This window comes from Janthinobacterium sp. SUN206 (assembly GCF_030587305.1).
In the GTDB taxonomy this organism is placed as follows: Bacteria; Pseudomonadota; Gammaproteobacteria; order Burkholderiales; family Burkholderiaceae_D; genus Janthinobacterium; species Janthinobacterium kumbetense.
Genome location: NZ_JAPWIB010000001.1, coordinates 1960918 through 1985471 on the forward strand (window position 1 = coordinate 1960918; position 24554 = coordinate 1985471).

28 protein-coding genes are annotated in these 24554 nt (G+C 62.6%); 10 read left to right on the top strand and 18 right to left on the bottom strand.

The window, feature by feature from the left end; translation table 11 throughout:
* Positions 1 to 47: 47 nt before the first annotated feature.
* The 3 genes from ilvC to O3300_RS08850 all read right to left on the bottom strand — a co-directional run bounded on the left by ilvC (position 48) and on the right by O3300_RS08850 (position 3363).
* Complete coding sequence (gene ilvC / locus O3300_RS08840) at positions 48 to 1064, bottom strand: ketol-acid reductoisomerase (protein ID WP_034750044.1); 1017 nt, start codon at positions 1062 to 1064, stop codon at positions 48 to 50.
* A gap of 74 nt (positions 1065 to 1138) precedes the next feature.
* Positions 1139 to 1630 carry an acetolactate synthase small subunit gene (ilvN, locus tag O3300_RS08845; protein WP_010399754.1) on the bottom strand — a complete coding sequence of 164 codons (492 nt, stop codon included), beginning with the start codon at positions 1628 to 1630 and terminating at the stop codon, positions 1139 to 1141.
* A gap of 2 nt (positions 1631 to 1632) precedes the next feature.
* Complete coding sequence (locus O3300_RS08850) at positions 1633 to 3363, bottom strand: acetolactate synthase 3 catalytic subunit (RefSeq protein ID WP_099667148.1); 1731 nt, start codon at positions 3361 to 3363, stop codon at positions 1633 to 1635.
* Between the two features lie 496 nt (positions 3364 to 3859).
* On the opposite strand from O3300_RS08850, the gene O3300_RS08855 reads away from it, so the two are divergent.
* The 5 genes from O3300_RS08855 (at position 3860) to O3300_RS08875 (ending at position 6624) form a co-directional block, all read left to right on the top strand.
* Positions 3860 to 4429 (top strand): RNA polymerase sigma factor, encoded by a 570-nt coding sequence (locus O3300_RS08855; RefSeq protein WP_034779551.1) that lies wholly within the window; start codon positions 3860 to 3862, stop codon positions 4427 to 4429.
* Positions 4426 to 4830, top strand: a complete 405-nt coding sequence (locus tag O3300_RS08860) for a DUF3619 family protein (protein ID WP_099667147.1) — start codon at positions 4426 to 4428, stop codon at positions 4828 to 4830. Before O3300_RS08855 ends, O3300_RS08860 begins: the two co-directional genes overlap by 4 nt.
* Positions 4830 to 5606 carry a DUF3106 domain-containing protein gene (locus O3300_RS08865; protein ID WP_305052726.1) on the top strand — a complete coding sequence of 259 codons (777 nt, stop codon included), beginning with the start codon at positions 4830 to 4832 and terminating at the stop codon, positions 5604 to 5606. The genes O3300_RS08860 and O3300_RS08865 overlap by 1 nt, the downstream gene beginning before the upstream one ends.
* Entirely contained in the window at positions 5596 to 6132 is a 537-nt protein-coding gene (locus tag O3300_RS08870; RefSeq protein WP_305052727.1) for an RDD family protein, read from the top strand. Before O3300_RS08865 ends, O3300_RS08870 begins: the two co-directional genes overlap by 11 nt.
* 63 nt (positions 6133 to 6195) lie before the next feature.
* Positions 6196 to 6624 carry a group III truncated hemoglobin gene (locus O3300_RS08875; RefSeq protein ID WP_289916432.1) on the top strand — a complete coding sequence of 143 codons (429 nt, stop codon included), beginning with the start codon at positions 6196 to 6198 and terminating at the stop codon, positions 6622 to 6624.
* Here O3300_RS08875 and O3300_RS08880 read toward each other — a convergent pair.
* The 15 genes from O3300_RS08880 to O3300_RS08950 all read right to left on the bottom strand — a co-directional run bounded on the left by O3300_RS08880 (position 6621) and on the right by O3300_RS08950 (position 18260).
* Positions 6621 to 7379, bottom strand: a complete 759-nt coding sequence (locus O3300_RS08880; RefSeq protein WP_305052728.1) for an rRNA pseudouridine synthase — start codon at positions 7377 to 7379, stop codon at positions 6621 to 6623. The genes O3300_RS08875 and O3300_RS08880 overlap by 4 nt on opposite strands.
* 99 nt (positions 7380 to 7478) lie before the next feature.
* On the bottom strand, positions 7479 to 8396 hold the full coding sequence (locus O3300_RS08885) for an SAM-dependent methyltransferase (protein ID WP_251351407.1): 918 nt from the start codon (positions 8394 to 8396) through the stop codon (positions 7479 to 7481).
* Positions 8383 to 8577: a Fe-S cluster assembly protein IscX gene (gene iscX, locus O3300_RS08890; RefSeq protein ID WP_071322763.1), complete on the bottom strand. Its 195-nt coding sequence runs from the start codon at positions 8575 to 8577 to the stop codon at positions 8383 to 8385. The genes O3300_RS08885 and iscX overlap by 14 nt, the downstream gene beginning before the upstream one ends.
* A 1-nt stretch (position 8578) precedes the next feature.
* Positions 8579 to 8920 (bottom strand): ISC system 2Fe-2S type ferredoxin, encoded by a 342-nt coding sequence (gene fdx, locus O3300_RS08895; protein ID WP_034750070.1) that lies wholly within the window; start codon positions 8918 to 8920, stop codon positions 8579 to 8581.
* A 69-nt stretch (positions 8921 to 8989) separates the two neighbouring features.
* Entirely contained in the window at positions 8990 to 10870 is a 1881-nt protein-coding gene (gene hscA / locus O3300_RS08900) for a Fe-S protein assembly chaperone HscA (protein WP_305052729.1), read from the bottom strand.
* 108 nt (positions 10871 to 10978) lie between these two features.
* Positions 10979 to 11494, bottom strand: coding sequence for a Fe-S protein assembly co-chaperone HscB (hscB, locus tag O3300_RS08905; RefSeq protein ID WP_230520945.1), 516 nt, complete (start codon positions 11492 to 11494; stop codon positions 10979 to 10981).
* 66 nt (positions 11495 to 11560) lie between these two features.
* Positions 11561 to 11881 (bottom strand): iron-sulfur cluster assembly protein IscA, encoded by a 321-nt coding sequence (iscA, locus tag O3300_RS08910; protein ID WP_010399774.1) that lies wholly within the window; start codon positions 11879 to 11881, stop codon positions 11561 to 11563.
* A 157-nt stretch (positions 11882 to 12038) separates the two neighbouring features.
* Positions 12039 to 12425, bottom strand: coding sequence for a Fe-S cluster assembly scaffold IscU (iscU, locus tag O3300_RS08915; protein ID WP_034750082.1), 387 nt, complete (start codon positions 12423 to 12425; stop codon positions 12039 to 12041).
* Positions 12426 to 12480: 55 nt separating this feature from the next.
* Positions 12481 to 13737, bottom strand: coding sequence for an IscS subfamily cysteine desulfurase (locus O3300_RS08920; RefSeq protein WP_099667139.1), 1257 nt, complete (start codon positions 13735 to 13737; stop codon positions 12481 to 12483).
* 40 nt (positions 13738 to 13777) lie between these two features.
* Positions 13778 to 14254: a Fe-S cluster assembly transcriptional regulator IscR gene (iscR, locus tag O3300_RS08925; RefSeq protein ID WP_065310626.1), complete on the bottom strand. Its 477-nt coding sequence runs from the start codon at positions 14252 to 14254 to the stop codon at positions 13778 to 13780.
* Between the two features lie 216 nt (positions 14255 to 14470).
* Positions 14471 to 15022, bottom strand: coding sequence for an NADAR family protein (locus tag O3300_RS08930; protein WP_251351403.1), 552 nt, complete (start codon positions 15020 to 15022; stop codon positions 14471 to 14473).
* Positions 15023 to 15060: 38 nt separating this feature from the next.
* On the bottom strand, positions 15061 to 15840 hold the full coding sequence (locus O3300_RS08935) for a uracil-DNA glycosylase (RefSeq protein WP_305052730.1): 780 nt from the start codon (positions 15838 to 15840) through the stop codon (positions 15061 to 15063).
* A gap of 133 nt (positions 15841 to 15973) precedes the next feature.
* Complete coding sequence (gene maiA / locus O3300_RS08940; protein ID WP_305052731.1) at positions 15974 to 16624, bottom strand: maleylacetoacetate isomerase; 651 nt, start codon at positions 16622 to 16624, stop codon at positions 15974 to 15976.
* 11 nt (positions 16625 to 16635) lie between these two features.
* Positions 16636 to 17664 (bottom strand): fumarylacetoacetate hydrolase family protein, encoded by a 1029-nt coding sequence (locus tag O3300_RS08945; protein WP_305052732.1) that lies wholly within the window; start codon positions 17662 to 17664, stop codon positions 16636 to 16638.
* 62 nt (positions 17665 to 17726) lie between these two features.
* Positions 17727 to 18260 (bottom strand): VOC family protein, encoded by a 534-nt coding sequence (locus O3300_RS08950; RefSeq protein ID WP_092710160.1) that lies wholly within the window; start codon positions 18258 to 18260, stop codon positions 17727 to 17729.
* Positions 18261 to 18378: 118 nt separating this feature from the next.
* On the opposite strand from O3300_RS08950, the gene O3300_RS08955 reads away from it, so the two are divergent.
* The 5 genes from O3300_RS08955 to O3300_RS08975 all read left to right on the top strand — a co-directional run bounded on the left by O3300_RS08955 (position 18379) and on the right by O3300_RS08975 (position 24472).
* On the top strand, positions 18379 to 19314 hold the full coding sequence (locus tag O3300_RS08955) for a LysR family transcriptional regulator (protein ID WP_099667134.1): 936 nt from the start codon (positions 18379 to 18381) through the stop codon (positions 19312 to 19314).
* 53 nt (positions 19315 to 19367) lie between these two features.
* Positions 19368 to 19952, top strand: coding sequence for a gamma-glutamylcyclotransferase (locus tag O3300_RS08960; protein WP_099668429.1), 585 nt, complete (start codon positions 19368 to 19370; stop codon positions 19950 to 19952).
* Positions 19953 to 20164: 212 nt separating this feature from the next.
* Positions 20165 to 22567, top strand: a complete 2403-nt coding sequence (locus O3300_RS08965) for a sigma 54-interacting transcriptional regulator (RefSeq protein WP_305052733.1) — start codon at positions 20165 to 20167, stop codon at positions 22565 to 22567.
* Positions 22542 to 23762 (top strand): DUF917 domain-containing protein, encoded by a 1221-nt coding sequence (locus O3300_RS08970; RefSeq protein WP_305052734.1) that lies wholly within the window; start codon positions 22542 to 22544, stop codon positions 23760 to 23762. The genes O3300_RS08965 and O3300_RS08970 overlap by 26 nt, the downstream gene beginning before the upstream one ends.
* Positions 23759 to 24472, top strand: a complete 714-nt coding sequence (locus O3300_RS08975; protein WP_305052735.1) for an aspartate/glutamate racemase family protein — start codon at positions 23759 to 23761, stop codon at positions 24470 to 24472. Before O3300_RS08970 ends, O3300_RS08975 begins: the two co-directional genes overlap by 4 nt.
* Positions 24473 to 24554 lie beyond the last annotated feature (82 nt).

Sequence of the window (24554 nt, forward strand, 5' to 3'; positions counted from 1 at the left end):
AAAGCCGGCTTGCGCCGGCTTTTTTATGGTGAATCAGCAAAAAATGCTTAGTTTTTCGACTGGTCGACCATCTTGTTTTTCGCGATCCAAGGCATCATGGCGCGCAGTTTAGCGCCCACTTCTTCGATCTGGTGCTCGGACGTCAAACGACGGCGCGAGATCAGGGTCGGTGCGCCTGCCTTGTTTTCCAGGATGAAGCTCTTCGCGTATTCGCCCGTTTGAATGTCTTTCAGGCATTGACGCATCGCATCCTTGGTGGCCGACGTCACGACTTTAGGACCGGTCACGTATTCGCCGTATTCGGCGTTGTTCGAGATCGAATAGTTCATGTTGGCGATGCCGCCTTCATAGATCAGGTCGACGATCAGCTTCAGTTCGTGCAAGCACTCGAAATACGCCATTTCAGGCGCGTAACCGGCTTCCGTCAGGGTTTCGAAACCGGCCTTGATCAGTTCCACGGCGCCGCCGCACAGCACGGCTTGCTCACCGAACAGATCCGTTTCGGTTTCTTCACGGAAATTCGTTTCGATGATGCCGGCACGGCCGCCGCCGTTGGCCGACGCGTACGACAGGGCGATATCGCGGGCGATGCCCGATTTGTCCTGGTACACGGCGATCAGGTGAGGCACGCCGCCGCCCTGGGTGTAGGTGGCGCGCACGGTGTGGCCCGGGGCTTTCGGCGCGACCATGATCACGTCCAGGTCGGCGCGTGGCACGACTTGGCCGTAATGCACGTTGAAGCCGTGGGCGAAGGCCAGCACGGCGCCTTGCTTGGCGAACGGGGCGATGTTTTCGTTGTAGACCTGGGCGATGTTTTCATCCGGCAGCAAGATCATGATGACATCGGCCGCTTTCACGGCGTCGTTGACTTCCGCCACTTTCAAGCCGGCTTGCTCGACCTTGGTCCACGACGCGCCGCCCTTGCGCAGGCCGACGGTGACGTTGACGCCCGAATCGTTCAGGTTTTGTGCGTGTGCGTGGCCTTGCGAACCGTAGCCGATGATGGCAACGTTTTTGCCTTTGATCAAGGAGAGGTCAGCGTCTTTGTCGTAAAAAACTTTCATGGTATTTCCTATAATTTGATGATGCGTTGTTGTTTTAAATGCGGCGCCAGGGCCGCGTAGAGCTGCTTGTATTTTTATACTTTGAGGATGCGTTCGCCGCGGCCGATGCCGGAACCACCCGTGCGGACGGTTTCCAGGATGGCGGCGCGGTCGATCGAATCGATGAACGCGTCGAGCTTGACCTTGTTGCCGGTCAATTCGATCGTGTACGTCTTTTCGGTGACATCGATGATGCGGCCACGGAAGATATCGGCGGTGCGCTTCATTTCCTCGCGCTCCTTGCCCACGGCACGAACCTTGATCAGCATCAACTCGCGTTCGATATGCTGGCCTTCGGTCAAGTCCACCACCTTCACCACTTCGATGAGGCGGTTCAAGTGCTTGGTGATCTGCTCGATGATGTCGTCCGAGCCGCTGGTGACAATGGTCATGCGCGACAGGGTCGAGTCTTCCGTCGGCGCCACGGTCAACGTTTCGATGTTGTAACCGCGTGCCGAGAACAGGCCCACCACGCGCGACAGGGCGCCCGCTTCGTTTTCCAGCAAGACAGAAATAATATGGCGCATGATTAGAGGTCCTCCGAGCCGAGCATCATTTCGGACAAGCCTTTGCCGGCTTTCACCATGGGCCACACGTTTTCGGACTGGTCGGTAATGAAGTTCATGAATACCAGCCTGTCTTTCATGCCAAACGCCTCTTTCAGGGCGCCGTCGACGTCGCCCGGTTTTTCAATTTTCATGCCCACGTGACCATATGCCTCGGCCAGCTTCTCGAAGTCAGGCAGCGAATCCATGTACGACTCGGAATAGCGCGAACCGTAATCGATTTCCTGCCACTGGCGCACCATGCCGAGGAAACGGTTGTTGAGCATGATGATCTTTGGCGTCAAGTGGTACTGCTTGCACGTTGCCAATTCCTGGATGCACATCTGGATCGAACCTTCGCCCGTGATGCAGGCAACGGTGGCGTCCGGGTTGGCCATCTGCACGCCCATGGCGTACGGCAAGCCGACACCCATGGTGCCCAGGCCGCCGGAATTGATCCAGCGGCGCGGCTTGTCGAAACCGTAGTATTGCGCAGCCCACATCTGGTGCTGGCCCACGTCGGACGTGATGAAGGCGTCGCCCTTGGTGATCTGGAACACCTTTTCCACCACCGATTGCGGCTTGATGACGAGGTCGGAGGTCGGGTACTTCAGGCATTCGCGGCCGCGCCATTCGGCGATCTGCTTCCACCAGTTGCTCAAGGCATTGACGTTCGGCTTGGCTTCGGCCGCATCGAGCTGCGCGAGGAACTCGATCAGCACGTCCTTGACGTTGCCGACGATGGGAATATCGACCTTGACGCGCTTGGAAATCGACGAGGGATCGATGTCCACGTGGATGATCTTGCGCGGATGCGAGGCGAAATGTTTCGGATTGCCGATCACGCGGTCATCGAAGCGGGCGCCGATGGCGATCAGGACGTCGCAATTCTGCATCGCCATGTTCGCTTCGTAGGTGCCGTGCATGCCGGGCATGCCGACATACTGCTCGCTCGAGGCGCGGTAGCCGCCCAGGCCCATCAAGGTGTTGGTGCAAGGGAAACCCAGGCGGTCGACCAGCTTGTTCAGCTCAGCCGAGGCGTTCGCCAGGATCACGCCGCCGCCCGTGTAGATCATCGGGCGTTCGGCTTGCAGCAACAGCTGCACGGCCTTGCGGATCTGGCCCGAGTGGCCCTTGTCGACGGGACGGTAGGAACGCATCTCGACTTCCTTCGGATAGTCGAAATGGCATTTGTGCATGCTGATATCCTTGGGGATATCGACCAGCACGGGTCCCGGACGGCCGGTACGGGCGATGAAGAAAGCTTTCTTGATCGTCGCTGCCAGGTCCTTGACGTCCTTGACGAGGAAGTTGTGCTTGACGACGGGGCGCGTGATGCCGACCGTGTCGCATTCCTGGAACGCATCCTGCCCGATGGCGTGGCTCGGCACCTGGCCGGAGATCACCACCATGGGAATCGAGTCCATGTACGCGGTGGACAAGCCCGTGACGGCATTCGTGACGCCCGGACCGGACGTGACGATGGCGACACCGACCTTGTTCGAGCTGCGCGAATAGGCATCGGCGGCGTGGATCGCGGCCTGCTCGTGGCGTACCAGGATATGCTGGAATTTGTTTTGCTGGAAGATGGCGTCGTAGATGTAGAGTACGGCTCCGCCCGGGTATCCAAAGACGTGCTCGACGCCCTCTTCAGCCAGACAGCGCACGACAATTTCTGCGCCCGTAATTGGTCCTGCTGCTGCTTCGGTATTCATGAAACATTCCTTTCAAGGTCCATTGGAGATTGATCGGATGTTCTTTCCTGACGAAGTTCGCTGTGCGCGACAGTGCTCCTGCTTCCCTTTTCATGCGGTCACGCAATTTCTTTGGGCACCCATAGATACCTTACAAAACAACGCTTAACGCAACTCGTTTGGCCGGAGTTTCTGTGGCGCCTGTACGAACCGCTCGCGCTTGTGGCGCGGGTTAGAACAAACTGCCTACAAATGAAAGCGCGTCTTGCCGCGGATGGCCTTGTGTGCCGGTCGCGACCTGACCATAGGGCTTTGGGGTGTTCAAAGCGTCCTATACGGTATCGCGTCGCACCATTATGGTCAAGGAAAATGTCAGCCGAAAGGCCATTTTGCGCGCACGGAGTGCAAAAACTCTGCGGAAACGCACATTTTTTGCTAGCATGCACGGGGTTGCAAAAAGCATACCCGCCCCCATTTCGCCCACCGCACCCGCAGCCGCTAAGATCCCCCATACCGCATGGCAACAGACAAAGAATTATCCGACTTTCTAGAAAATGTCGAGCGGCGCGCCTTCAAGCAAGCCGCCTACGCGGTCCGCAAGGAAGAATCGGCACTCGACATCGTGCAGGACGCCATGATCAAGCTGGCCGAGAAATACGGCGACAAGCCGGCCGCCGAACTGCCGATGCTGTTCCAGCGCATCCTGCAAAACACCATCCTCGACTATTTCCGCCGCGAAAAAGTCCGCAACACCTGGGTCAGCCTGTTTTCCGGCATGAAGCCCTCGGGCGACGAGCATGAGGATTTTGATATACTTGACACTTATGAATCGGAACAGGGCTCCAGCGCCGCCGAATCCTCGGCCGACCAGGTCGAGCGCGCGCAAATCCTTGATTTGATTGATGCGGAGGTACAAAAACTGCCGTCACGTCAACGCGAAGCCTTCCTCATGCGTTATTGGCAGGACATGGATGTGGCTGAAACAGCGGAAGCGATGGGTTGCTCCGAAGGTAGCGTGAAAACACATTGCTCTAGAGCTACCCACACGCTCGCCGAATCGCTGAAAGCCAAGGGAATTAAATTATGAACACCGACGATCTCAATTTCGCTTACAAAGTGCGCCATGCACTGAACGAAAAACTCGACGACCTGCCCGCATCGGCCACCGATCGCCTGGCAGCGGCACGCAAGCTGGCCCTGTCGCGCAAGAAGGCGGACGCGCCTGCCGCCGTCGCCGTGCGCCAGAATGTGTTCGCCGGCGTGGCCAGCAGCCTGTTTGTCGAGCCGCTGTCGTGGCTGGGCCGCATGAGCGTGATCATCCCCCTGCTGCTGCTGGTCGGCGGCATGGTGGGCATCTATCAGTTTGAGCAAGAACAACATATTGCCGAACTGGCAGAAATCGACGCCGCCGTGCTGTCGGACGAATTGCCGCTTTCCGCCTATATGGACCATGGCTTCAACGCCTACCTGACGAAACGCGAGCAATAATGACACGCTCGAGCGTACGCAAAGGCTGGCTGGCCGGCGGCATCGGCCTGGGTGCCTGCGCCCTGGCTGGCGCCGCCTGGGTAGGCGCGCAGCAACATGCCGCGCCCGCCGCCCCTCCCGTGGCAGCCGCACCCGTGGTGGCGCCCGCGCCGGCCTCGACAGCCAAGCCCGGTTCGCCCCGCACGGCCGGCAAGGGCGGCACGCCGCCCAAGACGGGCGAGAATCCCTCGTGGAACAAGCTGTCGCGCGCGCAGCAGGAAGCCCTGCAGCCGCTGGCGAGCGAATGGAACAAGCTGGAAGCCTTGCGCAAGCAGAAATGGCTCGATATCGCCAGCCGTTTCGCCTCCATGACGCCGGACGAGCAAACCCGCGTGCATGAACGCATGCGCGAATGGATCAAGCTGACGCCGGAACAGCGCCGCCTCGTGCGCGAAAACTATACGCGCACGAAGAAGATTGATCCTGGTCAAAAAACCGCGCAATGGGAGCAATACCAGCAATTGCCGGAAGATCAAAAGAAAAAACTGGCGACGGAACTCGTGCCGAAAAAGCCGCTGGAAAAAGTGCCCGCGATCAATTCGAATACGAGCAAGCCGGCCCCGATCCTGCTGCCCGCCACGCCGGCAGCGCCTGCGGCCGCCGCGCCCGTCCTGCCGCCCGCTCCCGCAGCGACGGCCATGCCGAGCGATCCCGCCGCGGCCCCCGCCACCGTGCCCGTCACGCCATCTGTTACGCCATCCATTACGCCTGCCCCACTGCCAACCAATGCCAAATAGCACGCCTGCCGCCAGCATCACTTCCCATCCCACGATCAAGCGCCGCCTGATTTCCATGGTGTACGAGTCGCTGCTGGCCCTGGCCGTGCTGTTCCTGCCCTTCCTGCTGTTCGAGCTGGCCGTGCAGGGTGCGCATACGCCGTTGACGGAACACATGCGCCAGTGCCTGGCCTTCCTCGTCATGGGTGCGTATTTCATCCACCAGTGGAGCCGCGAAGGGCAAACCCTGGCCATGAAGACGTGGCGCCTGAAAGTCGTGCTGCCGGGCCACGCCCACGTGCCGCTGCGCGTGGCCGCCTACCGCTATGTCCTGTCGTGGATGTGGCTGCTGCCAGCCCTGCTGGTGTCGTATCTGCTGGACTTGCAGCACTGGACAGCCCTGGGCGCCATCGGTGCCGGCATCCTGGCGTGGTCCAGCACGGCCCTGTTCACGGGCAATGGACAATTTCTGCACGACAAGCTGGCGGGCACGCACATCGTGCAATTGCCAGCGCCGGCGAAGAAGCCGAAGAAAGTCGCCGCCTGAGTTTTTACGCGGCTTGACCTGGGTCATTGAAGCGCCACGGGGGCTCTGCGATCATGGCATGCCATGAATACTACCGCCCCCCTCCCCCACACACGCTTCGCTCCCTACCGCGAGGAAGTCTGCAGCGAAGACGAAGTCAAGCATCTCGTCCACACCTTTTATGCGGCCGCGCGCGAGGATGCCATGCTGGGCCCCATCTTTGCCGCCGAGGTCAAGGATTGGGATGCCCACCTGGCCACACTGGTCGATTTCTGGTCAGGCTTGCTGCGCGGCACCATGCGCTACCACGGCAAGCCGCTGGCCCAGCACGCGCAAATGGAACACCTCACGCCCTGCATGTTCCGCCGCTGGCTGACCCTGTTCTTCGCCACGACCGAGAGCATGGGCAATGCGGCCTTGCAAGAGAAGGCCGACACCATCGCCTTGAATATTGCTGAACGGCTATGGAAAAGCTTTGCAGAAAGCCATTCCATCGTGGCGCCGCAGCTTTAGAAGCGTTCGTAACCCTGCAAGTAACGCCATTGCCCCACGGGCATGGCGCCCATCGGGATGCGACCGATGCGCAAGCGCTTCATGGCGACGACGTCCAGTCCCACCATCTTGCACATGTGGGCGATCTGGCCCGGCTGCACGTTTTTCAGGGCGAAACGCAAACGCGTTTCATTTTGCCAACTGACCTTGATCGGCGGCAAAGGCTTGCCATTGAAGGGCAAGCCGTGATTGAGCAGCGCCAGGCCGTTTTCCATGATGTCGCCGGCCACTTCCACGATGAATTCCTGCTCCACCGTTTTCGCTTCGTCGACCAGCTTGCGGGCGACGCGGAAATCCTGCGTGAATACCAGCAGGCCGGACGCCATGGTGTCGAGCGGATTGGTGATGGTCAGGCCGATCAAATGGCGCTTGAGGAAACGCGTGACGGAACTGGGCGCCACGTTTTCCGGCGTGAATATCTCTTCGGGACGCAAACAGCTCAGGGCTGGCTTGCCTTCGCTGCCCACGCCGCCGTTGATGCCGGCCGGCTTGTGCAGCAGAATCGTCACGGGCGGCATTTCTTCCAGCGTCGCGTTCGGCAACAGCACCACTTCCTGGTTGTCTGCCACGCGCGCGCCCGACTCTTCCACCAGCACGCCGTCGACCGTCACCCAGCCGCCCTCGATATACAGCTCGGCCTCGCGGCGCGAACAGGGCACGTCTTCAGACAGGCGCTTGGCCAGGCGGACGGTGGGCATTTCAATAGGTGTGGTCATGGAGGAGGCGCAAAAAGCAAGAGGAGGAGAAAGCCGGTATTGTAACCGACCCGCTCCTCCCCTCGTTTGCCCTTGCGGATACTTTGCCCTGCGGATACTTTACGCGCCCGCCTTGGCCAGCTCTTCGGCAAAGAAGCGGTGCCCCATCTCTTCCAGGCCCAGGGTTTGCAGCACTTCCTGCAAGCGTTCCGTCGGACGCTGGCGCGGCAAGTTCTTGTAGCTGGCGATGATCAGTTCATTCTTCATCGAATGCTCCCAGCCCACCAGTTCCGTCACGCTGACCTGGTAGCCATGCGCTTCCAGCTGCAAACAGCGCAGCACGTTGGTGATCTGGCTGCCGAATTCGCGCGTATGCAGCGGGTGGCGCCACAATTCCGTCAAAACACTCTTGCCCAGGCTCTTGCCCTTGTTCTTCTTCAATACGGAGGCGACTTCAGCCTGGCAACATGGCACCAGCACCATGAATTTCGCCTTTTTCTTCAAGGCGAAGTGGATGGCGTCGTCGGTGGCCGTATTGCACGCGTGCAAGGCCGTGACGATATCGATCTGCTGCGGCAGCAAGGTCGATTCCGTCGATTCGGCCACGGACAGCGGCAAAAACGACATGCCGGGGAACTTGAATTTCTTCGCCAGCTCCTGCGAACGCTGCACCAGTTCTTCGCGCGTCTCGATGCCGTAGATGTGCGAACCGTCGTTGCCGTTCTTGAAGAACAGGTCGTACAGTATGAAGCCCAGGTAGGACTTGCCGGCACCGTGATCGACCAGCGACACGCCAGGGTGGTCGAGCTGCACTTCGCGCAGCAGCGGCTCGATGAATTGCGTCAGGTGGTACACCTGTTTCAACTTGCGGCGGCTGTCCTGGTTCATCTTGCCGTCGCGCGTCAGGATGTGCAATTCCTGCAGCAAGGCGACCGACTGGCCATCCTTGATTTCGGGCATGTTGCTGGCGGCGGTGATGACGTCTTTCGGCGCGGCGACTGCGGTGGCGGCGGCTGCCGCGCCCTTAGCGCGCTTCATCGATCCACGCCATCTGTATCGCTTCGAGCACTTTTTCGCCGCCGCGCGTGTGGTCATCGTCGAAGCCGTCCAGTTCCACCACCCAGTTGTGCAGGTCGGTGAAACGCACGGTCAGGGGATCGATGTCCGGATGCGCATCGTACAGCGCCTCGGCGATCACGTGAATGTCGGACCATTTCATGTTAGTGGCTGCCTTCGCTGACCTGGTTGATCGTGTATTTCGGGATTTCGACGACGAGGTCGGCCTCGGCCACGATGGACTGGCAGGACAGGCGCGACACGGCTTCCAGGCCCCAGGCCTTGTCCAGCATGTCTTCTTCCAGTTCCGTCGCTTCGTTCAGCGATTCGATGCCTTCACGCACCAGCACGTGGCAAGTGGTGCAGGCGCACGATTTTTCGCAGGCGTGCTCGATGTCGATGTCGTTTTCCAGCAGGATGTCGCAGATGGACTTGCCGGCAGGTGCTTCGATGACGGCGCCGTCCGGGCAAAGCTTGGCGTGCGGCAGGATAACGATTTGTGGCATGGTGTCTTCTTTCAGTCTGTCATTCGGTGCGCGGCCGCGGCATGTGCGCGGCCCGCTGTTCAATTGGTTTTATACGACCTGGTCCAGGGACTTGCCGGTGAGAGCCGTGCGCACGCTGCGGTCCATGCGGCGCGAGGCGAAATCCTCGGTGCCGTCGGCCAGCGCCTCGATCGCCAGCTTCAGGGCCTGGTGGTCGATGGCGCCGCTTTGCGATTGCGCAATAGCGTCGCGCACCTTGCTCATCAAGCCGTCGACGGCTGCGCGTTCGTCTGCATCCAGCAAGCCGCCATCTTCATCGAGCGCCGACTGCGTGGCCAGCAGGATGCGTTCCGCTTCCACCTGCTCTTCGCGCAGCGCGCGCGCCACCATGTCGACGTCGGCCGAGGTGTACGAATCCTGCAGCATGCGGGCGATATCGTCGTCGCCCAGGCCGTAGGCCGGCTTGACGCTGATCGACGCTTCCACGCCCGAGCGCAGTTCGCGCGCCGACACGGACAGCAAGCCGTCCGCGTCGACCTGATACGTGATACGGATGCGCGCGGCGCCCGCCACCATCGGCGGAATGCCGCGCAGCTCGAAGCGCGCCAGGGAACGGCAATCGCTGACCAGTTCGCGCTCGCCCTGCAGCACGTGCACGGCCAGGGCAGTCTGGCCATCCTTGAAGGTCGTGAATTCCTGAGCGCGCGCGCACGGTATCGTCGAATTGCGCGGGATGATCTTTTCCACCAGGCCGCCCATGGTTTCGATGCCCAGCGACAGCGGGATCACGTCCAGCAGCAGCCAGTCGTCGCCGGCGGCACGGTTGCCGGCCAGCAAATTCGCCTGGATAGCGGCGCCCAGCGCCACCACTTTATCGGGGTCGATGTTCGCGTGCGGCGTCGTGTGGAAGAATTCGCTCACGGCGCGCTGCACGTGCGGCATGCGCGTGGCGCCGCCCACCATCACCACGCCGTCGACGTCGTCCGCATCCACGTTCGCGTCGCGCAAGGCTTTCTTGATGGCGTTCATGGTTTTCACGACCAGGTGCTGCGTCATGGCGGCAAAGTCGGCTGCCGTGATGCGCAGATGGATTTCTTCGCCCGAATTGAGCTTGGCGTCGATCGTCGTTTCCGACTTGGTCGACAGCAATTCCTTGATTTCGCGCGCCTTCACCATCAGGATGGCCGTGTCTTCGTCCGACAGCGGCGCCAGCTTGGCGTGCTCGCTGATCCAGCAGAACAGGCGACGGTCGAAATCGTCGCCGCCCAGGGCCGAGTCGCCGCCCGTGGACAACACTTCGAACACGCCCTTGCTCAGTTTCAAGATCGAGATGTCGAAGGTGCCGCCGCCCAGGTCGTACACGGCGTACACGCCTTCGGACGCGTTATCGAGGCCATACGCGATGGCGGCGGCCGTCGGCTCGCTCAGCAGGCGCAAGACATTGATGCCGGCCAATTGCGCCGCATCTTTCGTGGCTTGCCGCTGTGCATCGTCGAAATACGCTGGTACAGTAATCACGGCGCCCACCAGGTCGTCGCCGAGCGAATCTTCCGCGCGCTGGCGCAGGGTGGCGAGGATTTGCGCCGACACTTCGACGGGGCTTTTCACGCCGGCCACGGTTTTCAGCTGCACCATGCCAGGCGTGTCCTGGAAGTCGTAGGGCAGGTTTTCCGCGTAGGCGATGTCGGCCAGGCCGCGGCCCATGAAACGCTTCACGGAAACGATGGTGTTCTTCGGGTCGGTGGTTTGCGCGGCCAGGGCCTTGTAGCCGATGTTCGCGTGGCCGTTCGGCAGGTAGCGCACGACGGAGGGCAGCAGGGAGCGCCCGTCTTCGTCGTTGAGCACCTCGGGAATGCTGTTGCGGACGGTGGCGACCAGGGAATTGGTGGTGCCAAGGTCGATGCCGACGGCCAGGCGGTGCTGGTGCGGCGCGGTCGACATGCCTGGTTCGGAAATTTGCAGAAGTGCCATTGTATTCGTGCCTCGATTAATTTTTTGCGTGATGCAGTTGATGCCTGACGCGCATTATAAGTCGCGGGCCAGACTGGCGCTTGGCACGCCGGTCAAGCGATCGCCTGGTCAAGCCTCGATGGCCTCATAGGCAAAACGGACTTCCTCGCCGAATTTGTCGAGGAACATCAGGGCGCGCACGCTTTGCGCGGCATTCGCGTAGTCGGCCGCGTCCAGCTGGGCCGCCACCTGGGCCAGCAAGGCCTTGCGTTCGCCGCGCAACTGGCGGTCCAGGGCATCGAGCGCGTCGGCATCCTTGCCGGCACGGGCGTCGCCCAGCTCTTCGCGCCATTCCATCTGCTGCATCAGGAAACTGACGGGCATGGCCGTGTTCGACTCCGTCTGCAGGTCGACGCCATTGAGTTCGCACAGGTATTGCGCGCGTTTTTGCGGACTTTTCAGGGTTTGATAGGCTTCATTGGCGCGCGTGGCCCATTGCATCGCCACGCGCTTTTCAGCGCTGCTGGCATTGATGAAGCGGTCCGGATGGACCTTGCCCTGCACGTCGCGGTAGGCCGCGTCGAGCGCGCTCATGTCGAGCGAGAACTGCGCCGGCAACTGGAATAATTCGAAGTGGTTTTGCATAATGGTCGGTGGTCGCTGTACCGCAATCGATGGGTACAGCGCACCGACCGGGGTCTTGCCAGCTGTTTAAATCCTGAAGGACTCGCCGCAGCCGCAGGCGTCTTTTTCGTTCGGATTGTGGAACTTGAAGCCTTCGTTCAAGCCTTCGCGCGCGAAATCGAGTTCCGTGCCGTCGATGTAAGGCAAGCTTTTCGGGTCGACGAAGACTTTCACGCCGTGCGATTCGAAGACGCTGTCTTCGGCCGCCACTTCATCGACATATTCGAGCTTGTAGGCCAGGCCCGAGCAACCCGTGGTGCGCACGCCAAAGCGCAAGCCCATGCCCTTGCCGCGCCGTTCGATATAACGGTTGATGTGTTTCGCCGCTTTTTCGGTCAGTGTGATCATGTATTTCTCCGCTCCTGTTCCCACATGGGAACAGGTATCAAAATCCAACAAATTCTAGAGTGCCTGAAAAACGTTCAGGGCAAGGCGCATTGCCGCAGGCAGTACGACTAGTACGACAAGGCAATGCAACGCAGCCATGGGCGTTTTCTCAGGTGCTCTACGCGGCCGGATGGCGGGTCTGATAGTCCAGCACTGCCGCCTTGATGGCGTCTTCCGCCAGGATGGAGCAGTGGATCTTCACTGGCGGCAGGGCCAGCTCTTCGGCGATCTGCGTATTCTTGATGGCCAGCGCCTGATCCAGGGTCTTGCCTTTCACCCATTCGGTCACCAGCGAGCTCGAGGCGATGGCCGAACCGCAGCCATACGTCTTGAATTTCGCATCTTCGATCAGGCCGTCGGCGCCGACCTTGATCTGCAGTTTCATCACGTCGCCGCAGGCAGGCGCGCCTACCATGCCGGTGCCGATGGTTTCATCACCCTTGTCGAAAGCGCCTACGTTGCGCGGGTTTTCGTAGTGATCGAGTACTTTGTCCGAGTAAGCCATTTTGATGCTCCTTAAATATTCTTGCCGGCCCTGTCCAACAGGGCCAGGGTATTGGTTAGTGGGCAGCCCATTGGATCGAATTGATATCGATGCCATCTTTAAACATGTCCCACAACGGCGACAGGTCGCGCAGCTTGTGTACTTTCGATTTCAGCAGGTTCACGGCGAAATCGATGTCTTCCTCGGTCGAGAAGCGGCCGATGGTGAAGCGGATCGAGCTGTGCGCCAGTTCGTCGCTGCGGCCCAGGGCGCGCAACACGTACGATGGTTCCAGGCTGGCCGAGGTGCAGGCCGAACCGGACGATACGGCGATATCCTTGATCGCCATGATCAGCGACTCGCCTTCGACGTAGTTGAAGCTGACGTTCAGGTTGTGCGGCACGCGGTGTTCCATGTCGCCGTTGATGTAGACTTCTTCGATCTCCTGCAAGCCCTTGGCCAGGCGGTCGCGCAAGGCCTGGATGCGGCCGATTTCGCTGTCCATCTCTTCCTTGGCGATGCGGAACGCTTCGCCCATGCCGACGATCTGGTGCGTCGGCAAGGTGCCCGAACGCAGGCCGCGCTCATGGCCGCCGCCGTGCATCTGCGCTTCCAGGCGCACGCGCGGCTTGCGGCAGACGTACAGGGCGCCCACGCCTTTCGGGCCGTAGGTTTTGTGCGCCGTGAAGGTCATCAGGTCGACCTTGGTCTTTTGCAGGTCGATGACGACCTTGCCCGTCGCTTGCGCGGCGTCGCAATGGAAGATGATGCCTTTCGAGCGGCAGAATACGCCGATCTCGTCGATCGGCTGGATCACGCCGATTTCGTTGTTCACCAGCATCACCGACACGAGGATGGTGTCCGGGCGCACGGCTGCGGCCAGCTGCTCGACGGTGATCAGGCCGTTGTCCTGCGGTTCCAGGTAGGTCGCTTCAAAGCCGATGCGTTCCAGTTCGCGCACCGTGTCGAGCACCGATTTGTGCTCGGTCTTGACGGTGATGATGTGCTTGCCCTTGGTCTTGTAGAACTGCGCCGCGCCCTTGATGGCCAGGTTGTTGCTTTCCGTTGCGCCGGAGGTCCAGATGATTTCGCGCGGATCCGCGTTCACCAGGGCCGCCACGTGGCCGCGTGCCTCTTCCACGGCTTTTTCCGCCGTCCAGCCATACATGTGGCTGCGCGATGCCGGATTGCCGAACTGCTCGCGCAGGTAAGGAATCATCTTGTCGGCGACGCGTGGATCGATCGGCGTCGTGGCCGAGTAATCCATGTAGATCGGGAAATGCGGTGCGGTTTCAAAGTGCACTTGGCCTACGTTTTTTTCTGGGGCGTTCATCAATAACTCCTGCAATCAGCAACTGGTATTTTTGTCATTATCAACCGAGGGCGGCGTGGTTACGGTGCATCACCATCACGCTTTGCTCGGCATTCTTTTGTCTCTGCTGGTCGACCAGGTCCTGCAAGGACACAGAATCCAGATAATCGACCATTTTTTCGTTGAGTGTGGACCACAATTCATGCGTCATGCAGCGCGCGCCCGTGGCCGCGTCGGCGCCATGGCAATGTTCCTTGCCGCCGCACTGCGTGGCGTCCAGCGGTTCGTCGACGGCGATGATGATGTCGGCCACCGTCACCTTGTCGGCGCGGCGCGCCAGGCTGTAGCCGCCGCCTGGGCCGCGGATCGATTCGACGATCTCATGCCGGCGCAGCTTGCCGAACAGCTGCTCCAGGTAGGACAGGGAAATCGACTGGCGCTGGCTGATACCGGACAAGGTGACCGGTCCCTTGCCCTGGCGCAGGGCAAGATCGATCATCGCTGTCACGGCAAAACGGCCTTTTGTAGTCAGACGCATACATCCTCTGGTCAACTGGTTTAAAATATTGCGGCTTTTCAACTCCTCAAACCCCGAGTAGTTGAATGATTTAGTCAAGTATAACAAATTCGGCGGGGTTTGTCAGAGCGCCCCTCGATGACCACAGGGCTGGAAGGGGCATGGCCGGCCGCGCCAGGCGCGGCGGCATCAGGAAAACAACAGTCGGGAAGTCACGGGCGGGTGCAGCGTCAATTTTCAGCCCCGCAAAGCGGTCCGCACTTTCATCAGTTCAAACCCCAGCAGGTTCAAGCCGTCCCAGCGGGCCGGGTCCAGGATGCGCGGATTGTCCGACGCCAGGCCCACGCCCCATATCCGGTCGACGGGACTGGCTTCGACGATGACGCGCTCGCCCGTGCCCAGCAAAAACTTGCGCAGCGCAGCCTTTTGCGAGAACTTGGCAAAGTTGCCATCGAAAACGATGCCGGCGCGCGCCGCTTCCCACACCCTGGCGTCGAAGTTCGCCACTTCGCGTCCCAGCTTCTTCACTTCCGACGGCCGCTCGGCCGCCACGATGCGCGCCTGCACAGCCGTGTCGCCAAACAGGGCAGCCTTTTGCGCCATCATGTAGTGCTCGGCCGTCGCATACGTCACGCCGGCCAGGCTGAACGGCGATGGAAACCACTGGCTGAAGCAGCTTTTGTCGGGCACCTGCGGCTGCGCCGGCGTGTGCCCCCAGAAATACAGATAGTCGGGCACGCCGCCCGCCGCGATCCACGCCTTCAATTCTTCCACGTTACTGATTTGCATATTCCCCGCACTTCCGCCAGACAGGCGATGATTCAAGCTCAAGCACGCAATAGTTGCATCGGGCCAAACAAGGCCTGCATGTCACGATTGCCGATAAAGGACAGATTATACGGATGTTCCGCCGTCACCTGCGGCAAGGATGCCGCCACCGGCAAGCGTTTGATGAGCTCTGCGATCTTGCCCCACAGCACCAGTTGCGGCTGCACCGCCCCGCCCTGCTGCGCCAGCGCTTCCAGCACCGCCTGCAGGAAGGGCAGCCAGCCGCGCGCATCCTGCACGGGCGGCACGTGGGAACGGAACACCAGCGCCGCGTTGAGCAGCAAAAAGCCCTGTTCCGTCATCTTGCGCTGCAAGTCGGGCAAGGTCTGGGTCACGCCGCTGTCCGCTTGCAGCGCGGCCGCCGCCACGGGCGCCATGGCCGCGCCGGACGTGTCGCCGTCCTGCAGCTGGCCATCGGCCACCAGCAGCATCTTCATGAAGTTGCGCAGGGACGTGGCGCGGTTGACGGGTTTCGACAGCCCCGTGGCCGACCACAGGCTGCCGACGGCGCCATCCATGAAGCACACGCCCGTGGCGCTGTCGGCGCGCGGATACGGCCCCTCACCCACCAGCACGTAACGCACCTGCGCCAGCGGCAAGGCAAAGGCGGCGAACAGCCGGCCCTGCGTGGGCAGGTAATCGTCGGCGGCCAGCGCCGGCAGGTAGGCGGGATCAGCCACCATCACGGCCTGCAAGCCGCGCAGCAGGATGGGACGCCAGGAAGCGTGCGCCAGGGACAGGGCATCGGTGATGCTGGCAGGAACGGTTGTTGCGGTCATGGGGACGTGAAGTATTTGGGCAAACGCAAATTGTAGCGCACCGGCAAGCTGGCATTGACTGATCAAAATCAAGCACGCATAAAAAAACCCCGCCTGTTGCCAGACGGGGCTTCCCGCACGGCGCCGTGTGTTGCTATTCGGCGTCAGGCTGCTGCGACGGGTGCGCCGCAATAAAGGCTGGCAAGCCGGCGCAAAGCGCATGGATGCGCACCACGCGCGGATACGGCGCCAGGTCGATGGCAAAGCGCAGCGCATTGAACACTTGCGGCACCAGGCAGCAATCGGCCATCGTCGGGCTGTCGCCGTGGCAGAACAGCCCCGTGCCGGCAGGATCGCCCTGCGCCAGCAGCGCTTCCACGGCCGCCAGCCCTTCGGCCATCCAGTGGCGGTACCACTCCTGCTTGACCTCGTCCGACAGCCCAAGCGTCCCTTTCAGGTATTTCAGGACGCGCAGATTCGTCAGCGGATGGGCGTCGCAAGCGATGGCCAGCGCCAGCGCGCGCACGCGCGCCCGTTCCAGCGGGTCCGCCGGCAGCAAGGGCACGCCAGGGCGCGTCTCTTCCAGATACTCGAGCATGGCCAGCGACTGCGTCAGGATGGCGCCGTCGTCGTCGAGGGCCGGCACCAGCGCCGACGGGTTGACGGCGCGGTAGGCGGGCAGCAGCTGCTGGCCGCCATCCTGCAGCAGATGCACGGGAATGCTGTCGTAAGCGATGCCTTTGAGATTCAAGGCGATGCGCACGCGGTAGGCGGCCGAACTGCGAAAGTAGGTGTACAGCTTCACGGGCGGCCTCCTCAGGCGCGCGTGGCGCCAGCGTACAGGGCCACGGTCTGCTCGATGCTGCCGAAGATGCTGGCGCCGGCCGCGTCGCGCATCTCGATGCGCACCGTATCGCCGAACTTCAGGTACGCCGTCTTTGGCGCGCCGTGTTCGATGGTTTCATACATGCGCACTTCGGCCAGGCAGCAGTAACCGACGCCGCCATTCTCGATGCTGGAGCCAAACAGGTTGCCCTGCTTGTTCGACACGGTGCCCGAGCCAACGATGGTGCCGGCGCCCAGTTCGCGCGTCTTCGCCGCATGGGCGACCAGTTGCGCAAAATTGAAGGTCATGTCTTCGCCCGCATTCGGCTTGCCGAACGGTTTGTCGTTCAAGTCCACCAGCAGCGGCAAATGCAGCTTGCTGTCCGCCCAGGCCGCGCCCAGTTCATCGGGCGTGACGGCGACGGGAGAGAACGCGCTGGCCGCCTTCGACTGGAAGAAACCGAAACCCTTGGCCAGTTCGCCCGGAATCAGGTTGCGCAGCGAGACGTCGTTGACCAGCATGACCAGGCGAATCGCCGTCGCCGCATCATCCGCGCCGGCGCCCATGGCCACGTCGCCCGTGATCACCGCCACTTCCGCTTCCAGGTCGATGCCCCACTCTTCCGACAGGGCGAAGACGGGGTCGCGCGGGCCGATGAAGCTGTCCGAGCCGCCCTGGTACATCAGCGGGTCCGTGTAGAACGAGGCCGGCACTTCCGCGTTGCGCGCCTTGCGCACCAGCTCCACGTGGTTGATGTAGGCGGAACCGTCGGCCCACTGGTAGGCGCGCGGCAGCGGCGAGTGGCACTGATTGGCATCAAACGGCTGCGCGTCCGGCGCCTGGCCCGCGTTCAGGTTGGCGTACGCCTGTTCCAGCTTGGGCGCGACGGCGTCCCAGTTGTCGAGCGCCGCCTGCAGGGTGGGGGCGATGGCGGCCACGCGCTGGTACTGGCGCAGGTCGCGGCTGACGAGGATCAAGGCGCCGTCGCGGCTGCCGTTTTTCAGGGTTGCGAGTTTCATGGTATTCCTGGTTCGGTGTATTGGTCAGAGAGTGTCGGTCTGCAGCAGTCAATCTGCTGCGCTCAGGCGTCGGCCGGCGCGTGCATCCAGGCGGCGTGCTTCGGTGCGCGGCGCGTCTGCGACCATTCTTCCAGCATTTCCCATTTGACGGCGTCCAGTTTGGCCATCATTTCCGGCGTGCCCACGTTGGCCGCCAGCTCCAGGCGGTGGCCGTTCGGATCGAAGAAATAGATCGACTGGAAGATGGCGTGGTTGACGGGGCCCAGCACCTCGATGCCGCCCGCCACCAGGCGCTCCTTGGCGGCCAGCAGTTCTTCCATGCTGCCCACTTCCAGCGCCAGGTGCTGCACCCAGGCCGGGGTATTGCGGTCGCGGTCCATCGGCGGCTGCGTGGGCAGCTCGAAGAAGGCCAGCACATTGCCCTGGCCCGCGTCGAGGAACACGTGCATGTACGGGTCTGGCGCCTTGGTCGACGGCACCAGGTCTTCCGCGATGGCGAGGACGAAATTCATGTTCAAATGCTTGACGTACCACTCGACGGTTTTCTTCGCGTCGATGCAGCGGTAGGCGACGTGGTGGATTTGCTTGATTTTCATGCGGTCTGTCTCCGATGGATGGCGCCCTGGGCGCGATGTTTTTCAGCTTTTCACCATTAGAATCCAGTTACAGCTATCATACAAACAATTTTTAACCATCGATTTATCGGATTATCTTATGAGTCCCAGCCTGCGACAGATGCGCGCCTTCGTGGCGCTGGCCAAGACGGGCAGTTTTACCCTGGCCGCCGAATACCTGCACGTGACGCAGTCCGCCTTGAGCGGCTTGATCAAGGAACTGGAAAGCGTGCTGGGCGTGCGCGTGGTCGAGCGCAGCACGCGCAAGACGCAGCTGTCGGAAATCGGCCGCGAGCTGTATCCGCTGTTCGAGAAGATGATCGAGGACCTCGACGGCGCCATGGCCGGCATCGCCCAGCGCAAGGCCCTGAAAACGGGCATGGTGCGTATCGCCGCGCCGCAGATGATGGCGTGCACCCTGCTGCCGGAAGTGATCGCCGCCTACCGCCAGGCGCACCCGGACGTGCAGCTGCGCCTGGTCGACTGCCCCGTGGAGAATGTCTCGGCGCGCGTGTTCAGCGGCGAAGTCGATTTCGGCATCGGCCCCGAGCGCGATCCGACGGCGGAAATCGCCGCGCAAGTGCTGTTCGAAATGCCCTTCGTGCTGGTCTACCCCGAGCAGCATCCGCTGCGGCAGAAAGAACGCGTCATCTGGGCCGACGTGGGCGACTACCCGTTCATTTCGCTGCAGGGGCAATTTACGGAACGCCTGCTGCGCGACATGCACGGCGCGTTTCGCGAGCTGTCGCTCAATCCCTACAATGAAGTGACCTTCATGACGACGGCGCTGGCCATGGTCAGCGCCAACCTGGGCATCACGGTGTGCCTGCCGTACGCGGAACCGATGGTCAAACTATACAATTTGCACATGCGCGCCCTGCACGAACCGGAACTGACGCGGCGCTTTTTCGTCTACACGAAGACGGGACGTTCGCTGTCGCCGGCGGCCGAAAGCTTCATGGCCTTCCTGTTCCGCTTTGTCGAGACGCACGAGTGGAACGTGGGAGCGGGCGGCCCGGCTGGCGCCGTTTTATAATCGCGCATCGCCCCCTCACCGCCCGCACCATGACCCAGCCCGACCTGTCCGCCATCGACGCCGCCACCATCGCCATCAACCAGCGCATGACCACATTCGACGGCCATGCGCAGGTCTGGCTGTTCGGCTATGGCTCGCTGATCTACAAGGCCGATTTTCCGTATATCGAACGGCGCCCCGCCAGCATCGAAGGCTGGACGCGGCGCTTCTGGCAAGGCTCGCACGACCACCGGGGCACGCCGATGGCGCCGGGCCGGGTCGCCACCATCGTGCCGCAGGCGGGCGCCGTGTGCGACGGCATGGCCTACCTGATCACGCCCGAAGTCTTCGCCCACCTCGACCACCGCGAAAAGAACGGCTACCTGCGCCTGGCCACCGAGATCACCTTCGACGATGGCAGCAAGGCCGAAGGCCTGGTGTACATCGCCAACGAGGAAAACGCCGCCTTCCTCGGCGCCGCGCCGGAACTGGACATCGCGCGCCAGATCGCCCGATCAAGCGGCCCCAGCGGCCCGAACAGCGACTACCTGCTGCATCTGGCCAGCGCCCTGCGCGAGCTGGGCAAGAGCGATCCGCACGTCTTTGCCATCGAGCAACATCTGGCGCAATTGAAGGATGCGCCGCCTGCCGCGCAGTGATCTGCAGCGGGCCGCCGGCTTGCATGATGCAAGCGATGAAAATCTTTTTATTGTGACAATTGGCGACTATCGCCGTTTCATTAACGCCCATAATCGGAACGCGCGATTCCTTTATGCCCGAGTAGGGCAATGGCACGCGTCAGGAGGCAGCAGGGCAAAACAAAAATGATGGCCCTGCACGATCGGAGCGAATTCATCGGAGCGAGACGACCATGTCCGACAGGTCTATGCTGCAACAGCATGGCAGGCAGCCGCATTACGTTCTGCCCGGGACGGGCACCATTGCTCCTGTGCAAGCCCCCCTGCACCGCGCTGGCCTCGGGGGCGGGCTGAACGTCATTGGCAGCTCCCCCATCTTCCAGCGCCTGCTGCGCATGGTCGACGCCGTGGCGCCGACCCGCTGCACGGTGCTCATCAGCGGTCCCACCGGTTCCGGCAAGGAAATCATCGCCCAGCTCGTGCATCGGCAAAGCGGCGATCCCGGCGCGCCCTTTGTCGATCTCAACTGCGGCGCCCTGCCGGAACACCTGATCGATGCCGAACTCTTCGGCCATACCAAGGGGGCGTTTACGGGGGCGCTGAGCAGCCGCGCCGGTTTTTTCGCCCAGGCGGGACAAGGCACGCTGTTTCTCGATGAAATCGGCGAATTGCCGCTGGCGGTACAGAGCAAGCTGCTGCGCGTGCTCGAATCGCGCTGTTTCCGGCCGCTGGGCGGCGGCGATACCCAGCCGTTCAACGGCCGCATCGTGGCCGCCACCCATTGCGACCTGGCCGCGATGGTGCAGGCGGGCCGTTTCCGCGAAGACTTGTATTACCGGCTGGCGGTATTGAAACTCGACGTGCCGGGCCTGGACCAGCGCCGCGGCGACGTCGCCGCCCTCGCCGCGCACTTTGCCGGGCAGCAAAAGCGCCCCATCCGCTTTACCGCCACCGCCATGGAACGCCTGGGCCGGCATGCCTGGCCCGGGCATATCCGCGAACTGCGCAACCTGGTGGAACGGCTGTCGATACTGGCCGAATCTGCGCTGATCGACGCCCACAGCCTGGAAGCCTTCCTGTCGGCGGGCAGGCCGCAGGACGCCGATCACACGCTGCTGGCGGAAGCCCTCATGCGGCTGGACGGAGACGACAAGCTGGCGGCCGCCGAACAATTGCTGATCGACTATGCGATGCGCCTTGCCGATGGCAACAAGACGACCGCGGCCCGCCACCTGGGCATCAACCGCAAGGTCATCGAACGCCGCGTGCATGGCGACGAGGAGCGCAGCAATTTCGCCCGCGTCTGCCTGCTGGAGGGACGCGCGCTGATCGAGGCGGCCCGCTTCAAGGAGGCCATCGAAGTGTTGCGCCGCGGCCTCACCTTGCTGGCCGCCGATGCGCATCCCTGCACCGCGCGCCGCCTGAGCTGCGACCTGCACCGCTGGCTGGCGATTTCACACCGCGGCATCAGCGGCTGGCAAAGCACCGAAGCGCTCGCCTGCTACCAGCAGGCATTGCAGGAAGCGGCGGCGCTGGGCGACGAGGTGGAAATCACCGCCCTGCGGTTCGGCATCTGGAGTTCGCAACTGATGGCGCTGGACCTGGTGGCGGCGCGGGCAACGGCGCAAGACATGCTGCAGCGGGCGCAAGCGATAGGCGACACGGACTTGCTGTCGCAGGCCCACCTGGCCCTGGCCAACACGCTGTTCTGGCTCGGCGACTACCGCGAGACGCTGGCCTGCCTGGCGCGCGGGCACCTGCTGTGCGGCGCGGCAGCGGCCGACACGGGCGGACAGGGCCTGGACATCGCCGCGCTGTCGACCACGTTCGAAGGCCTGTCCTGCTTCCAGAGCGGCGCCTTCCGCCGCGCGCGCGCGGTGATGGAACACCTGGCGTTGCGCGGCGGCGCCGACAACCCGCACCCCTTCCATCGCGCCATCGCGCTGCAAGGCGCCGCGTGGCTGGCCTGCATGTTCGAGGACTGGGTCCGGCTGGCAAGCCTGGCGGCGGACCTGCAAACCGTCGCCAGCGAATACGGCTATCAATTCTACCTGGGGGTGGGGCAGATATTCCATGCCTGCGCATTGGCAACAGGCAACATCCATGCGCAGACCGAACAGCGCATCGCCGACGGCTACCAGCAATACATGCTGTGCGAAGGCGGCATGCTCTTCCATTCATTCCAGGCCTGGAAGCGGGGCGAACTGCTGCTGTCGGCAGGCCAGCCATCGCAAGCCCGGCAACTGCTGCACGGCGCCATCGAACTGGCGCTGGAACATGGCGAACGGGCCTACCTGGTCGAATTGCTCGACATGCATGCCCGGACGTGGATCGCGGTGGGCGACCTGGACAACGCGGAACGCGAACTGGGCAGTGCGCTGTCGACCGCCAAGGCGCTGGGCGCCGCGGCCGGCAGCCTGCTGGTGGCGACCCGACTGGCGCAACTGCTGCTGCAGCGCGGCCGCCGGCACGAAGCACTCGATCACCTCACGCGCGCCTTGCGCGGCGTGGAACGCGACACGGCTTTTCCCCGGTTTGCCCAGGCGCTGCAGTTGCAGGCCGTCCTGGCGCAAGCCATTTCCATGCCATGCCAACCTGAGGACCCGCAACATGAGCTATGTGCTGAACCACGATGACCTTGAATCGCTGTTGCTGGGCGCCTGCTTCTTCGGCAGCGGCGGCGGCGGCACGCTCGCTTCCGCGCGCAGCCTGCTGGCCCAGTTCCACGCCGGCGATTATTATCCGGACGCCCAGGTGCGCGTGGTCGGCGTCGACGAAGCCACCGCTGGCGAAACGGTCATGGTCGCTTACCTGGGTTCGCCCGTGGCGATCAATGGCGCCCATTTCCCGCAGGGTCCCGTCGATGCCGTGCTCGCCGTCAGGGAGCGCCTGGCGCTGGAAAATCGCACCTTGGCCTACCTGGCGCCGCCCGAGAGCGGCGCGCTGGGGTTTCTCGTCGCCTGCCTGGTCGCCGCCCGCCTGGGCCTGGCCGTGATCGACGCCGACGGGGCCGGCCGCGCCGTTCCCTCGCTGCCCCAGCTGACGTATGCGGCCGCGCACGTCAATCCGCGCCCCGCCTTCCTCGTCAGCCAGACGGGGCTGCGCGTGGAACTCGACGTCCAGCCCAGCCAGGGCGTGAACGGCGCCCATGCCCACCAGCAAGACGTGGCAACGATCATCGACCAGATGATGCGCCCCATCGTCTCGCAGGCCGATTTCAAGCAGTTCGGCGGCCTGGCCATGTGGATCATGGCGCCGGCGGAGCTGGCCCGGGCGCTGCCCGTGCGCGGCACCCTGGGACGCGCCCTGCGCCTGGGCCGCGAACTGCAGGCAGGACGCTTGCGCAGCGCGGAGGAAGTGGTCGATTATCTTGCGCGGCAATGCGACATGCGCGCCTGGCCATTGTTTCCACAGGGCACGTTCGTCGCCGCCGAAGTCGACTCGCGCAATGGCTTCGACCTGGGCAAGATCACCATCCGCGCGGGTGAACGGCTCTGCACGGTCCTGTACCAGAACGAATCGCTGCTGGCCTGGGACAGCAGCCGCAGCACGCCCCTTTGCATGGCGCCCGACACCATCAGTTACTTTGTCGAGGGCGATGGCCAGGCCGTGTATTCGAATGGCGACTTGCTGCTACCGGACGGCACGCTCAACCCGGCCTTGATGCAGCGCAAGGTGACGCTGCTGGGCCTGCAAGCCCATCCGGCATTGCGGGAACGGGACGGCCTGATACTCGACAGCTTCATGCAATTGATCAACGCCATCGGCTACCTGGGACCCTACATGCCGCTCACTGGCAACGCCGGCGCAGCGGCAGGGAGCGCCGCATGAAGCCGCTGCGCATCTGCATCGTGGCGCCGGTGGCCACGTCCATCTACAACCAGCGCCTGCTCGACGCCATCGAGCCCGTGATGCCGCCCGATGTCGAAGTGTCCGTGCGCAATATTTCTACTGGGAACGACTGCATCGAATACCGCGTCGACTGGCTGCAAAACGGCTATCCGGTGGTGCAGCTGGCCAGGGAAATCGAACGCGAAGGCTATGACGGCATCTGGCTCAGCGACTTCGACATGTGCGGCGTGGAAGCAGCGCGCGAAGTGATCGACATCCCCATCCTCGGCGGCTTCCCGCCCGCCGCCTTTACCGCGCTGGCCCTCAGCCAGCGCCTGTCGATCATGACGATACTGCCCAGCACGCTCGCCATGCAGCAGGGCCACATGCAGACCTACGGCTTGCAGGACAGCTTCGCCTCCATCCGCTCCATCGACTGTTCCGTCGCCGACCTCGGCAAGCTGGACACGGTGGTCGAAAAAACCTTCAAGGCCGCCATGCGGGCCGTGCAGGAAGACGGCGCCCAGTCCATCTTGCTGGGCTGCACAGGATTTGTCGGCGTCGCCGCGCGCGTCAGCGCGCTGCTGGAAGACGCGCTGCACACCTATGTGCCGGTCATCGATCCGAACCAGGCAGGCTTCAGCTTCCTGGTGTCCCTCGTGCGCATGCGCCTGCGGCCCAGCCGCGCCTGCTACAGCAAGGATAGTTGAACCGCCGCACGCGCCCGCGTCACGCCATGCCGTGTCCCGGGCGCGCCCTCCCCGTCCTTGCCGCCTGCCGTTTTCGTCCATC

Bases quoted from the DNA above. Each gene is read 5' to 3' on its own strand.
- ilvC (WP_034750044.1), bottom strand. From the start codon at position 1,064: ATGAAAGTTTTTTACGACAAAGACGCTGACCTCTCCTTGATCAAAGGC.
- ilvN (WP_010399754.1), bottom strand. From the start codon at position 1,630: ATGCGCCATATTATTTCTGTCTTGCTGGAAAACGAAGCGGGCGCCCTG.
- O3300_RS08850 (WP_099667148.1), bottom strand. From the start codon at position 3,363: ATGAATACCGAAGCAGCAGCAGGACCAATTACGGGCGCAGAAATTGTC.
- O3300_RS08855 (WP_034779551.1), top strand. From the start codon at position 3,860: ATGGCAACAGACAAAGAATTATCCGACTTTCTAGAAAATGTCGAGCGG.
- O3300_RS08860 (WP_099667147.1), top strand. From the start codon at position 4,426: ATGAACACCGACGATCTCAATTTCGCTTACAAAGTGCGCCATGCACTG.
- O3300_RS08865 (WP_305052726.1), top strand. From the start codon at position 4,830: ATGACACGCTCGAGCGTACGCAAAGGCTGGCTGGCCGGCGGCATCGGC.
- O3300_RS08870 (WP_305052727.1), top strand. From the start codon at position 5,596: ATGCCAAATAGCACGCCTGCCGCCAGCATCACTTCCCATCCCACGATC.
- O3300_RS08875 (WP_289916432.1), top strand. From the start codon at position 6,196: ATGAATACTACCGCCCCCCTCCCCCACACACGCTTCGCTCCCTACCGC.
- O3300_RS08880 (WP_305052728.1), bottom strand. From the start codon at position 7,379: ATGACCACACCTATTGAAATGCCCACCGTCCGCCTGGCCAAGCGCCTG.
- O3300_RS08885 (WP_251351407.1), bottom strand. From the start codon at position 8,396: ATGAAGCGCGCTAAGGGCGCGGCAGCCGCCGCCACCGCAGTCGCCGCG.
- iscX (WP_071322763.1), bottom strand. From the start codon at position 8,577: ATGAAATGGTCCGACATTCACGTGATCGCCGAGGCGCTGTACGATGCG.
- fdx (WP_034750070.1), bottom strand. From the start codon at position 8,920: ATGCCACAAATCGTTATCCTGCCGCACGCCAAGCTTTGCCCGGACGGC.
- hscA (WP_305052729.1), bottom strand. From the start codon at position 10,870: ATGGCACTTCTGCAAATTTCCGAACCAGGCATGTCGACCGCGCCGCAC.
- hscB (WP_230520945.1), bottom strand. From the start codon at position 11,494: ATGCAAAACCACTTCGAATTATTCCAGTTGCCGGCGCAGTTCTCGCTC.
- iscA (WP_010399774.1), bottom strand. From the start codon at position 11,881: ATGATCACACTGACCGAAAAAGCGGCGAAACACATCAACCGTTATATC.
- iscU (WP_034750082.1), bottom strand. From the start codon at position 12,425: ATGGCTTACTCGGACAAAGTACTCGATCACTACGAAAACCCGCGCAAC.
- O3300_RS08920 (WP_099667139.1), bottom strand. From the start codon at position 13,737: ATGAACGCCCCAGAAAAAAACGTAGGCCAAGTGCACTTTGAAACCGCA.
- iscR (WP_065310626.1), bottom strand. From the start codon at position 14,254: ATGCGTCTGACTACAAAAGGCCGTTTTGCCGTGACAGCGATGATCGAT.
- O3300_RS08930 (WP_251351403.1), bottom strand. From the start codon at position 15,022: ATGCAAATCAGTAACGTGGAAGAATTGAAGGCGTGGATCGCGGCGGGC.
- O3300_RS08935 (WP_305052730.1), bottom strand. From the start codon at position 15,840: ATGACCGCAACAACCGTTCCTGCCAGCATCACCGATGCCCTGTCCCTG.
- O3300_RS08945 (WP_305052732.1), bottom strand. From the start codon at position 17,664: ATGAAACTCGCAACCCTGAAAAACGGCAGCCGCGACGGCGCCTTGATC.
- O3300_RS08950 (WP_092710160.1), bottom strand. From the start codon at position 18,260: ATGAAAATCAAGCAAATCCACCACGTCGCCTACCGCTGCATCGACGCG.
- O3300_RS08955 (WP_099667134.1), top strand. From the start codon at position 18,379: ATGAGTCCCAGCCTGCGACAGATGCGCGCCTTCGTGGCGCTGGCCAAG.
- O3300_RS08965 (WP_305052733.1), top strand. From the start codon at position 20,165: ATGTCCGACAGGTCTATGCTGCAACAGCATGGCAGGCAGCCGCATTAC.
- O3300_RS08970 (WP_305052734.1), top strand. From the start codon at position 22,542: ATGAGCTATGTGCTGAACCACGATGACCTTGAATCGCTGTTGCTGGGC.
- O3300_RS08975 (WP_305052735.1), top strand. From the start codon at position 23,759: ATGAAGCCGCTGCGCATCTGCATCGTGGCGCCGGTGGCCACGTCCATC.